We start from the raw sequence: 10,995 nt of genomic DNA on the forward strand, positions 1-10,995 counted from the left end.
GTGGAGTTAGTAGCAGAAATTTCTATATAATAGACGAGAAAAATATAACAATATCTACTGGTGTAAGAAAACTACACGTTTCATTACCACTATAAATTAAGAGACGAAGCGCAAGCTATTTAGACAAAATTTCCCGCCCAGTTGAAGCGAAACCTTCCATCACACCTTTCACATCAAAACACCTTTCATCCCGCCATTACTTTCCCAAACAAAAAAAGCATCGGGCTTCCGATGCTTTTGCTGTTAAATTCTAGCTGTACGTCCAGACACTGCGGCTGAAATCAACAGCACCATCGCTGTCAGCAAATGCAGAGCCCAGCCAATCAATGGAATCCAAGCGAGTGTACTTGTAATGATTCCGAGAATCGATCCAGACTTCGGCGAATACTCTTTAAAGCAATAGAACAACGTAATCGCGTGCAGCACGAACATGACGCCAAGCGGTGAATAGCCGGCAGAAATCACAAATCCGCCTCCGATGAACGGAATTGCCAGAAATGCCTCCGCAAGACCCGTAATCCAAAGCAACGCAACGGATGTCTTCATTTTCATATCGGTTCATCCTTTCCTTTTTTCCTACCCGTATATACGCATCACGAACGAAAAAGTTTCACATTTTTCGAATGGACGGAAAATGTCCATATTTTCGATCGGCTTCCATATTTCATTTTTCCCGTTGTTACGCTATACTAAACACAGATGCAAATTTCAAGGAGGTCGTCATTCATGAACTTGATCTTAATCTTGGGGATTTGTGTATCGTTTTTGGTAGCTATCTTCACCGCTGGATACGATGACAAACCTGGCACAGACAAAAGACAATAATGTAAAAAGCAAAAGGACAGCGCTGTGCGCTGTCCTTTTTTGTTTGTTTATGACAAGTTCGGATAGCCTTGCTGGCGAAGCGCCTCATACATCAAAATCGCTGCCGTGTTCGACAAATTGAGCGAACGGATATGTTCATTCATCGGAATGCGCAGGCAACGATCTAGGTTCGCATCGATCAATTCCTTCGGCAATCCTTTCGTCTCCTGGCCGAAGACAAAGAAATAATCTTCTTGTGAATCCGAAAAATCGAACGAGCTGTAAGTTTTGGTCCCGAACTTCGTGATGTAATGATATTTGCCATCTGGATAAGCCGAAAATAATTCATCCAGGGAATCGTGGTAATGGATATCCACATGCTCCCAATAATCGAGCCCTGCACGCTTGAGCATTTTATCATCTGTAGAGAATCCAAGCGGCCGGATCAAATGGAGGCTGACGCCCGTCCCCGCACAGGAGCGGGCAATATTTCCGGTATTCGCCGGAATAAGAGGTTGATATAACACGATGTGTATTCCCAAAGCTATTCACTTATCCTTTCGTTTCTGAAGAAAAAAATGCCAAGCCTTTTGCGATTTCCGCTAAGACCTCTTCGTCTTTTTCCAACTTTTGCACTTCCAGTAACGCATCCATACCTTCTGCTGTTCCAATGCGGCCGAGCGCCCAAGCCGCAGTGCCGCGAATGACCGGTCGTGGATCCGTCTCCATCAATTCAATCAATACCGGCACTGCAGACTCTTCCTTGAAATGGGCAAGTGCCAGAATGGCGTTGCGCTGGATCGGTTTTTTCCCCCGCCATGAGCCTGAGACATGGCCGAACTTTTCTTTAAATTCCCGGTTTGATATCGTCAAAAGCGGCTCAAGCAGCGGCTTTGCGATGTCCGGATCGGGGTCGAAATCCGGATGGATGCGGTTCGCTTTCCGCTTGTTTTTCGGGCACACCGTCTGGCACGTGTCGCAGCCATAAAGCCTATTGCCGATTTTTGTGCGGAACTCATCCGGCAGAAAACCTTTTGTCTGCGTCAAAAACGAAATGCAGCGCTGTGCATTCAATTGTCCGCCTTCGACAATCGCACCGGTCGGGCACGTATCGATGCAAAGCCGGCAATCGCCGCATTGGTCTTCCATCGGCTCATCGTACACAAATGGAATATTTGTGATCATTTCCCCGAGGTAGACATACGAGCCGAATTCCGGTGTGATGATGTTCGTGTTTTTCGCACTCCAACCAATGCCGGCGCGCTCCGCAACCGCACGGTCGGACAATTCGCCAGTATCGACCATCGACTTCGTGCGCGCATCCGGATAATGGGCAACGATGAACGCCTCCAGTAAAGCAAGCCGCTCCCGGAGCGCTGCATGGTAATCCTTGCCCCAGGAAGAGCGTGAGAAAATCCCGCGCCGCGCACCCTTAACACCTGGCGTCGCCCCTTCCATTTTCGATGGATAAGCGATTGCAATCGCAATGATGCTCACCGGTTCTTCCAATAACAATTCAGGACGCGTCCGCTTGTCCACGTCCGCCTCTTCAAAGCCGGACTGGAAGTTCAATTGCTGCTGGCGGATCAGCCGATGCTTTAAACTGAAAAAAGGTTCGGCCGAAGCAAAGCCGATCTTGTCAATTCCGATTTCCGCGGCATACGCAACTAGTTGTTGTTGGAATTGATCCAAGTTCATGTCAATAACTCCTTGCTCCAATTTATGGTAAGATTAGGCTAATATTTACGGAAAGGATGAGTGCTGTGGACTTAGAGCTAAACCCTGAAATCACAAAGATTGTGCCTGAATTTAAAATCGGCATTATTCATTATAACAATATCACCGTTTCGGATTCACCTCAAATGTTAAAAGGCCGTCTGCAGCTATTCCAAGAGCAATTGTTTTTTGATATGGACGACAAAGAACTGACGGATTTCCCCGGCCTTCTGGAATGGAAGCTAGCCTGGAAAGCATTTGGCGGCGACCCGAACCGCTACCGGCCTTCTGCAGAAGCCTTGTACCGCCGTGTGCGCAAGCAAAACTATTTGACACCCGTCAATTCAGCGATTGATATGAACAGCTTTTTATCGCTGCAATACGAAATTCCGCTTGGTTTATACGACCGGAAACAAATTGAAGGCGACGTTGAAATTGCTATCGGCACTTCGAATGATCGCTTTGAAGGCTTGAATAATCGTGAAAACACGTTAGACCGCATACTCGTCGCGCGTGACGCAAAAGGCGCTTTCGGCAGCCCATATGTCGATTCAAAACGCACCGCAGTGACCGACAAGACGACAGAAGCCATGCACGTCTTTTACCTCCGCCCCTCGATGGACCGCGACAATGCCTTCCAGCTATTGACTGCAGCAAGCAATATGTTCACCGGTATCAACGGCGGCCAAGCCGAAGTATTTGTCCTATAATTGCCTGAAGCCTACGCTTCAGGCATATTCTTTTTCTTCCACCTTTAACTCTAGTATTCTTTTGATATCGAGATAAAAAAGAGGGATATATGATGAAAAAAGTGCACAGTGACGTTATCCAATTCCGCGGCAGCCATTACGATTTCGGCCATCATCAAGGCGAGCTGCTGCGGGATTCATTGCTTTTGCCGAACCGCAAAGCGCAGCGCGGGCAAAACAGCCGACAGCTATTGACCGATGAAGCACAATCCATCGAAATGCTCGAACGCTTCGCCCCGCGCATTTGGGAAGAAATCGAAGGGCTCGCCGATGCTTTGGAATGGCCATTCGTCGATGCCTTGCGGGAATTCGGCGGCTATTATATCGAGTATACGAGAAGCGGCTGCTCGATTATAAGCCACACTGATTTTCTCGTACGCAATTACGACAGTTCGCCGCAAGGCTATGAAGGCCGATTCGCTTTATATGAGCCGACAGACGGCGGTTACGCGTCTATCGGACCGTCCATGCAAATTACCGGGCGGACAGACGGGCTGAATGAAAAAGGCCTTACGATGGGCTATAACTTCATCAACCGCCGCAACTCCGCAGACGGCTTTATTTGCAATATGATCGGACGGCTCATACTCGAGCACTGCGCGACAGTCGAAGAAGCGATCGATTTGCTGAATGAACTGCCCCACCGCCGGTCGTTCAGCTACGTGCTGTTGGATAGGAGCGGAAGAAGCGTCGTCGCAGAAACTTCCCCGCGCAACGTCATCGTGCGAGAAGCCGCTGTTTCGACCAACCACTTTGAAATCCTGTCCGAGGAAAACCGCTACCAGATCGACGATTCAAAACGCCGCGAACAAGCATTGCTGACTCATGCCAGTACATCGAATGATGCCTACGCAGCGTTCCGCTTGCTGAACGATTCCGCACAAGGCGTGTTCTCTACCAAATACAGCACCGCTTCCGGCACCTTGCATACGGCCTCTTATTTTCCGGATAGCCTGGAAGTCGGTTTCGCGATTGGCCCGGACCGTCTGCCACTGATGTTCGATTTCCAGAAATGGCTCCAAGGCGAGCGTTTGCTGGCCAAGCGCATCAACGGAAAAATCGATACGCATTTTCCATTTCCGCACCTCGACGATATGGCTGCCCTGCAACAGAAAAACGGCTAGAGCGAAAGTTCGCTCCAGCCGTTTTTTACGTAAATAAGGGATCGGTATGGGCAAATCCGATGCCCGTGTCGAGCTGTCCATGGATCATTTTGCCTTTAACGGCTTTCCCCTGCAGCCATTCGCTGAAGTTAAAAACTACCGGCTCCTGGTCGCCGCCGATTGCAAACCACACTTCCTGCTCTTTCGGCAAATACACGGACGTATGGATCGTCCCTGCCCAGCTCTTATACAAATCCGAAAACAGTCCCCTGCCTGTATCATTGAACAATCGATACGCACGGTAAGCTTCCTCAGCGTCTTCCGCATTTTGTTCGATAACCGATAATCTTTCGTATGAGTCTTTTAAATAATTGCGGTTCTCATGCTGCTGAATTTCAAAATGATTCGTGCACGCAGAAGCTTCCCGCACAACTACTTCGCGCGGCGTCGCCTCGATGACTTTCGTTACGCCGCTTCTGTCTGTCACGACATAGCTGAATGAACCCCGGTGCGGAATATCTTTCACTAAAGCGACAGCCTCTTCAATCGTTGCACAGCTTTCAAGAATAATGCGGCCGATCATATAGCAGACAAAACCGTCGCCCGGGTTTTTTCGGTGCATAAAATTATAGCCCATCGCAAGGCCATGCTCGTTCATGCCATCCATCCGCCCCAAGATGCGCTGGCTTGGCCCGATGATGGCGTTTCCCTCAGCTGGCTGAAACAAGCAGAACCTGCCTTCATATGTCTGCGGGTGGAAATCATAATTGCGCACTAAAAAATCTTCTCCGCTGGCAATCGAACAGCCGGACGGCGGCGCATCGATCCGGTAACCTCCAAAATCGCGCAGCACATCTTGTGTCGGCAGCTGCAAACTGTCTTCGAGTCCCTTCAATTCTTCCCAAAGCTTCGGAGCATATTCATTGAATGCCGCTTTCGCTTCAGCTGGATCGATGACAAAGCGCGGCCGCTTGCTTTTCCACTGGCCCCGCCGGTTCTGCAGCGTGATCGATTCTTTCAGCGCGGTCCCCTGCATCACACCGTAATCATAATGGCTTCCTCTAAATTCGATGATTTCACTATGTATCTGTCTCATAACTCCTCCTTTATCAGCTTCTAACAGAAGGCTCCCGCTTCAATTTAGTCAAGGGCAACCCCACAAGAATTGAGGAATGACGCCACTATACGAACACACGTTCGATTTATGATCCATACATTTGGGTACGATAGCTATGTACACAATGCTCTTTGAAAACTGAAGATATAGGGTTGAAATGCGTCTATCAGGTGAAATCTTCAATATTCAGTCGCCGCACTCTCACCGAAGTTGCAAAACCAAGCTGAAGTAGGGAGCGTTAAAAGCAAACGTACAAGATACTCAACGTAACCGTAGGAACTACGGAGTTAGCCTGCTAAATAACGTTCGGTTACGAAGGTGTTCGCAGGATTCCCCACTCCTACAAGAAGTAAAAGTGGGGGTAGTTCAATCACGCTCTGATTTGTTTGTTGTTTTGCGATATAAATGCCTGCCCATCACATGGTGAACGAGCCATTTTTCCAGCTCCACAATGACAAACACACTCAGGCCAATCAGCAGCGGCCATATCCAATACTGAAGCCCAATCGGTTCAGTGCCGAGCAGCGTATTCATAAATGGCACATAAGTCACTGAAAGCTGCACCAAAATCAATATCCCCGATACGACGAAAGCCGCCTTATTGGAAAAGAAGTCGCGGTTCAGCGCAAAGCGCCGCTCGCTCCGGCAATTGAACATATAAAAGAGCTGCGAAATGACCAATGCCTGCAGAGTCATCGTCTGCAAAATGCCTTGATTGTAATTTCTTGCCTCCAATACACTGTTCATCCACAGAATCCCGCCTCCAATAATCGCTGATGCAAAAATGATCCGAAAAATATAATATCCGCTGAGCAAGGGGCTATTCGCTTTGCGCGGCGGCCGCTCCATCGTTCCCGGCTCCAGCTTTTCAAACGCAATCGCCAAGGAAATCGTCACCGCTGTAATCATGTTGACCCACAAAATCTGCACCGGTGTAAGCGGAATTGTCGTACCGAAAAGGATGCTGATGAAGATGAGCAAGCCTTCCGATACATTCGTCGGCAAAATGAACAAAATGGTTTTTTTCAAGTTATCATAAACCCGCCGGCCTTCTTTAACGGCATTGACGATCGTACTGAAATTATCATCGACCAGTACCATCTCTGCCGCTTCTTTCGACACTTCCGTTCCCTTAATGCCCATGGCAATGCCGATATCCGCACGTTTCAAAGCAGGGGCATCATTGACTCCGTCCCCTGTCATCGCACAAACCTGGTTCTGAGCTTGCAAAGCTTCCACCAATTGCAACTTATTGGTCGGGCTGGTGCGGGCGAAGATATCATACTCCTGCACAGCCGCTTCTAGCTGCTGTGCGTCCAGCTCATCAAGCTCACGGCCTTCGATTGCTTTGATGCCATCCCCGATTCCCAATTTTGCTCCGATCGCCACTGCGGTCTCTTTGTGGTCCCCGGTAATCATCTTCACCCGAATGCCGGCCTTTTTGCACTGGGCAATCGAGTCAATCACTTCTTCACGCGGCGGATCGAGAATGCCTGCCATTCCCAAAAATTCAAAGCCGCTTTCCACATCCTCATGCCCGATTGATTCAGCATCATCACTGACTTGCTTTGCAGCAGCCGCCAAAAGGCGCTCACCGCGTTTTGCATGCGTGGCAATCTTCGCCTCCCACAACGCCCGCTCTTTGTCTGGAACCATCTCCAAGAGCTTTTCCGGAGCTCCCTTGACATAGATCCATTTTCTGCCCCGTTCCTCGACCAAAGCCGCCATATATTTATAGGAAGAATCGAACGGGATTTTCGAGAGCATCGCCAACTTCTCAACAGGCTCATCCGCCTTTTCCGCAAGAGTCAGCAGACAGCCTTCTGTCGCACCTCCGCTCACTGTCCAGCTCCCCTTGTCTTCTTTGACCAGCTGGGCGTCATTTACCGTTTTTACGCAGACTAAAAATTTTGCTAAGTCAGGATGATCGGCTAAGCTGATACTGCTTCCAGCTTGCTGCAAAGTTCCCTCCGGTGAGTAGCCGACACCGCTGACATCGATTTCTTTCTCTGCAAGAATAACAGAAGTCGCTGTCATTTCATTTTTCGTCAAAGTCCCGGTTTTGTCCGAACAAATAACCGTTACGGCCCCAAGCGTTTCAACTGACGGCAAGTTCCGGACAATTGCATTTTTTCCGGCCATCGTCTGTACACCCAGCGCCAAGATAATAGATAATATTGCAGGCAGGCCTTCCGGAATCGCCGCTACCGTCAAGCCGATGATCGCCAATAATAACTCAGCAGTCTCATAGTCATGGAACCAGTAGCCGATAAAGAACATACCGGTCGCACTCAGCACGATAATCACCGAAATCAGTTTGCCGAATTGAGCCGTCTGTTTTAATAGCGGTGTCTGTAATTTTTCGACCGACTCCATCGCGCTGCTGATTTTCCCGAGTTCAGTATGTTCTCCTGTTGCGACGACTATTCCCAGGCCAGATCCCGAAGCGACCAAAGTGCCGGCAAACACCATATTCGTCCGGTCGCCTAGCACCGTATCACCGGGAAGCTTGTCCATCTGTTTATCGACGGCATCTGACTCGCCCGTCAAAGACGACTCCTCTACCTGCAAATTCGACTCTTCTGCAAGACGCATATCCGCAGGTACTTTATCGCCCGCCCTTAAATAAACCAAATCTCCAGGCACCAGCTCTGTAGCCGGAATTTCCATCCGCTTGCCCGAACGTAGAACCGCTGCTTTAACAGACAGCATATTTCGTATGCTCTCCAATGCTTTCTCGGCTTTGTTCTGCTGGATGTAACCGATTGTTGCATTGATCACCACGACTGCCAGTATAACGGTAGTATCCAAGTAATGGCCGAGCACAACAGTAATGACTGCCGCTGCCAACAAGACATAGATCAGCACATCATGAAAATGCTTGAGAAACTTTACAATTGCGGGTTTACGCTTTCCTTCCGGTAATTCATTGTAACCCCAGGTCTCCAGCCTGTTCGAAGCTTCAGCTTCATTCAAGCCCTGCTCTAAGCGGACCGCTTGCTCATCGAGTACATCCTTAAGTTCACGGTGAAACCATTGTTCTTCAGCCACATTGCCACCCCTGCCATAATTATGATTTTGATTATTATAACATGAGGTGCATTGCCTTCAGCACATTTTCTTCTTGAAGCATACAGTGCACAAAAAAAGATAGCTCCCACTTGGAAGCTATCTTTTTTCATAAGAGACTCGAACACGCACGCTGTCCCACTAGCTCCTGAACCTAGCACACCCGTCAATTCGGCCATATCCGCTTTGTTCATAGAAGCAAACTGCAAAGCGGCTGTTCTCTTCGATTACTTTCCACTATAAAAAATCTCCTGCGCTTTTGTTAAGAGTCTTCATAGTTCTAAAAATCACTTAGTATCAGCTGCCCTTAACCTACCATGCAAAACACAGCTTTCCACTTAAGCAAGTTGAATTGAGCCTTTCCTTACAGCAGCACCTGAAGACGGAGAAGAATAAAGCCACTATCTGCTCTACGGTTTCGGAAAGAAAAGAAAAAAGGCCCTGACTGAGTCAGGGCCTTACAGTCTTTATCGCTTGGCAGAGCGATAAACATGATACCGGCGGTCGGGGTCGAACCGACACTCCCGTGAAGGAACGGGATTTTGAGTCCCGCGCGTCTGCCAATTCCGCCACGCCGGCATAATAGCAACAAGCTGTATTCGTTCACTACTTTAAGGAACATTAATTATTATATTAATAAATCGTTTGTTTTGCAAGGGGTATTCATTTTTTTTCGAAATTTTTTTCACTTCTCTTCTTAATATAGTTATCCTAAATGACTAATAGAAAAAGCCCTGACAATTAAGTCAGGACTTTCAACTTCCATCACTTGGCAGAGTGATGAACATGATACCGGCGGTCGGGGTCGAACCGACACTCCCGTGAAGGAACGGGATTTTGAGTCCCGCGCGTCTGCCAATTCCGCCACGCCGGCATAATATTATGGAGGCGGCAACCGGACTCGAACCGGTGGTAAGGGTGTTGCAGACCCATGCCTTACCGCTTGGCTATGCCGCCAAATAATGGAGCGGAAGACGGGGGTCGAACCCGCGACCTCCACCTTGGCAAGGTGGCGTTCTACCACTGAACTACTTCCGCAAAAGCTGGGGTACCTGGATTCGAACCAGGGCATGACGGGATCAAAACCCGTTGCCTTACCACTTGGCTATACCCCAATAATACTGGGGCGGACGAGGGGAATTGAACCCCCGAGTGCCGGAATCACAATCCGGTGCGTTAACCACTTCGCCACGACCGCCATCATTTTTATTATTTAAATTTAATGTAAAAACTTATGGGGCGGACGAGGGGAATTGAACCCCCGAGTGCCGGAATCACAATCCGGTGCGTTAACCACTTCGCCACGACCGCCATCATATAATTTTTTAAAAATTGGCAGGGGCAGTAGGAATCGAACCCACATCGGAGGTTTTGGAGACCTCTGTTCTACCGTTAAACTATGCCCCTAAAAACTGGTGGTGGGGGGCAGATTCGAACTGCCGAACCCGAAGGAGCGGATTTACAGTCCGCCGCGTTTAGCCACTTCGCTACCCCACCGAATGGTGCCGGAGAAAGGACTTGAACCCTCAACCTACTGATTACAAGTCAGTTGCTCTACCAGTTGAGCTACTCCGGCATGGAGAAAAAGAAAATATGGTGGGTCAGGACGGAATCGAACCGCCGACACTTAGAGCTTCAATCTAATGCTCTACCGACTGAGCTACTGACCCATATTTAAAAAAATGGCGGTCCCGACCGGGATCGAACCGGCGATCTCCTGCGTGACAGGCAGGCATGTTAACCGCTACACCACGGGACCATTTGGTTGCGGGGGCAGGATTTGAACCTGCGACCTTTGGGTTATGAGCCCAACGAGCTACCGAACTGCTCCACCCCGCGATAATATTAAAATTTCTTCTACAATAATTTATGAAAGAAATGGTGGAGGATGACGGGATCGAACCGCCGACCCTCTGCTTGTAAGGCAGATGCTCTCCCAGCTGAGCTAATCCTCCATATAATGGTGACCCCTACGGGATTCGAACCCGTGTTACCGCCGTGAAAGGGCGGTGTCTTAACCGCTTGACCAAGGGGCCTTTATTCGAGCTTAAAATACTGGCGGAGAGCAAGGGATTCGAACCCTTGAGACGGTTGCCCGCCTACATGATTTCCAATCATGCTCCTTCGGCCACTCGGACAGCTCTCCATATTGGCTCCGAAGGTAGGACTCGAACCTACGACCATCGCATTAACAGTGCGGTGCTCTACCACTGAGCTACTTCGGAATAATGACCAGCCTAGCGACTTCCTACTCTCACAGGGGGAGACCCCCAACTACCATCGGCGCAAAAGAGCTTAACTTCCGTGTTCGGGATGGGAACGGGTGTGGCCTCTTTGCCATCATCACTAGACTGTATTAATTTGAAAGACAAGATTCATTATATCAATAATACCGATTTTTTCAAGCTTTTTCTCAAAAAAATCTAATCTTATTCTT

The 10,995-nt window shown here is 48.9% G+C and carries 7 protein-coding genes, 17 tRNA genes and 1 rRNA gene; 2 read left to right on the forward strand and 23 right to left on the reverse strand.

From position 1 onward, the window contains the following. Positions 1-243 precede the first annotated feature (243 nt). The 3 genes from J7E21_RS15515 to queG all read right to left on the reverse strand — a co-directional run bounded on the left by J7E21_RS15515 (position 244) and on the right by queG (position 2,502). Positions 244-552, reverse strand: coding sequence for a hypothetical protein (locus tag J7E21_RS15515; RefSeq protein WP_251048060.1), 309 nt, complete (start codon positions 550-552; stop codon positions 244-246). A 320-nt stretch (positions 553-872) separates the two neighbouring features. After that, on the reverse strand, positions 873-1,346 hold the full coding sequence (gene trmL / locus J7E21_RS15520) for a tRNA (uridine(34)/cytosine(34)/5-carboxymethylaminomethyluridine(34)-2'-O)-methyltransferase TrmL (RefSeq protein ID WP_215109449.1): 474 nt from the start codon (positions 1,344-1,346) through the stop codon (positions 873-875). 10 nt (positions 1,347-1,356) lie between these two features. Next, positions 1,357-2,502 (reverse strand): tRNA epoxyqueuosine(34) reductase QueG, encoded by a 1,146-nt coding sequence (queG, locus tag J7E21_RS15525; RefSeq protein WP_215109451.1) that lies wholly within the window; start codon positions 2,500-2,502, stop codon positions 1,357-1,359. A 65-nt stretch (positions 2,503-2,567) separates the two neighbouring features. Here queG and J7E21_RS15530 point away from each other — a divergent pair, with 65 nt between their 5' ends. Continuing rightward, entirely contained in the window at positions 2,568-3,230 is a 663-nt protein-coding gene (locus tag J7E21_RS15530) for a B3/B4 domain-containing protein (protein WP_215109453.1), read from the forward strand. A gap of 92 nt (positions 3,231-3,322) precedes the next feature. Beyond that, positions 3,323-4,393, forward strand: a complete 1,071-nt coding sequence (locus tag J7E21_RS15535; RefSeq protein ID WP_215109460.1) for a C45 family autoproteolytic acyltransferase/hydrolase — start codon at positions 3,323-3,325, stop codon at positions 4,391-4,393. 25 nt (positions 4,394-4,418) lie between these two features. Here J7E21_RS15535 and J7E21_RS15540 read toward each other — a convergent pair whose 3' ends face one another. The 20 genes from J7E21_RS15540 to rrf all read right to left on the reverse strand — a co-directional run bounded on the left by J7E21_RS15540 (position 4,419) and on the right by rrf (position 10,909). Continuing rightward, on the reverse strand, positions 4,419-5,468 hold the full coding sequence (locus J7E21_RS15540; RefSeq protein ID WP_215109455.1) for a C45 family autoproteolytic acyltransferase/hydrolase: 1,050 nt from the start codon (positions 5,466-5,468) through the stop codon (positions 4,419-4,421). 387 nt (positions 5,469-5,855) lie between these two features. Then, positions 5,856-8,540, reverse strand: a complete 2,685-nt coding sequence (locus J7E21_RS15545) for a cation-transporting P-type ATPase (RefSeq protein ID WP_215109458.1) — start codon at positions 8,538-8,540, stop codon at positions 5,856-5,858. Between the two features lie 513 nt (positions 8,541-9,053). Then, a tRNA-Leu gene (locus J7E21_RS15550) sits at positions 9,054-9,137 on the reverse strand. Positions 9,138-9,348: 211 nt separating this feature from the next. Then, a tRNA-Leu gene (locus J7E21_RS15555) sits at positions 9,349-9,432 on the reverse strand. A 9-nt stretch (positions 9,433-9,441) separates the two neighbouring features. After that, positions 9,442-9,515: transfer RNA gene (locus J7E21_RS15560), tRNA-Cys, on the reverse strand. Positions 9,516-9,521: 6 nt separating this feature from the next. Continuing rightward, positions 9,522-9,596: transfer RNA gene (locus J7E21_RS15565), tRNA-Gly, on the reverse strand. A 5-nt stretch (positions 9,597-9,601) separates the two neighbouring features. Continuing rightward, positions 9,602-9,673: transfer RNA gene (locus J7E21_RS15570), tRNA-Gln, on the reverse strand. Between the two features lie 7 nt (positions 9,674-9,680). Further along, a tRNA-His gene (locus J7E21_RS15575) sits at positions 9,681-9,756 on the reverse strand. A 37-nt stretch (positions 9,757-9,793) separates the two neighbouring features. Continuing rightward, positions 9,794-9,869: transfer RNA gene (locus tag J7E21_RS15580), tRNA-His, on the reverse strand. A 22-nt stretch (positions 9,870-9,891) separates the two neighbouring features. Beyond that, a tRNA-Trp gene (locus J7E21_RS15585) sits at positions 9,892-9,965 on the reverse strand. A gap of 6 nt (positions 9,966-9,971) precedes the next feature. Further along, positions 9,972-10,055 (reverse strand) — tRNA-Tyr (locus tag J7E21_RS15590). A gap of 3 nt (positions 10,056-10,058) precedes the next feature. Further along, positions 10,059-10,134: transfer RNA gene (locus J7E21_RS15595), tRNA-Thr, on the reverse strand. An 18-nt stretch (positions 10,135-10,152) separates the two neighbouring features. Beyond that, a tRNA-Phe gene (locus J7E21_RS15600) sits at positions 10,153-10,228 on the reverse strand. Between the two features lie 13 nt (positions 10,229-10,241). Continuing rightward, positions 10,242-10,317: transfer RNA gene (locus tag J7E21_RS15605), tRNA-Asp, on the reverse strand. A gap of 3 nt (positions 10,318-10,320) precedes the next feature. Continuing rightward, positions 10,321-10,397: transfer RNA gene (locus J7E21_RS15610), tRNA-Met, on the reverse strand. A 40-nt stretch (positions 10,398-10,437) separates the two neighbouring features. Then, a tRNA-Val gene (locus J7E21_RS15615) sits at positions 10,438-10,513 on the reverse strand. 6 nt (positions 10,514-10,519) lie between these two features. Continuing rightward, positions 10,520-10,594: transfer RNA gene (locus J7E21_RS15620), tRNA-Glu, on the reverse strand. A gap of 20 nt (positions 10,595-10,614) precedes the next feature. Next, a tRNA-Ser gene (locus J7E21_RS15625) sits at positions 10,615-10,704 on the reverse strand. 4 nt (positions 10,705-10,708) lie between these two features. Continuing rightward, positions 10,709-10,783: transfer RNA gene (locus J7E21_RS15630), tRNA-Asn, on the reverse strand. Positions 10,784-10,793: 10 nt separating this feature from the next. Then, positions 10,794-10,909, reverse strand: a 5S ribosomal RNA gene (rrf, locus tag J7E21_RS15635). Between the last annotated feature and the right edge of the window lie 86 nt (positions 10,910-10,995).

It is taken from the genome of Planococcus sp. ISL-109 (assembly GCF_018613655.1).
In the GTDB taxonomy this organism is placed as follows: domain Bacteria; phylum Bacillota; class Bacilli; order Bacillales_A; family Planococcaceae; genus Planococcus.

Excerpts from the sequence above, each read along its gene's own strand:
- J7E21_RS15540 (WP_215109455.1), bottom strand. The coding sequence starts at position 5,468 with ATGAGACAGATACATAGTGAAATCATCGAATTTAGAGGAAGCCATTAT.
- J7E21_RS15515 (WP_251048060.1), bottom strand. The coding sequence starts at position 552 with ATGAAAATGAAGACATCCGTTGCGTTGCTTTGGATTACGGGTCTTGCG.
- J7E21_RS15535 (WP_215109460.1), top strand. The coding sequence starts at position 3,323 with ATGAAAAAAGTGCACAGTGACGTTATCCAATTCCGCGGCAGCCATTAC.
- queG (WP_215109451.1), bottom strand. The coding sequence starts at position 2,502 with ATGAACTTGGATCAATTCCAACAACAACTAGTTGCGTATGCCGCGGAA.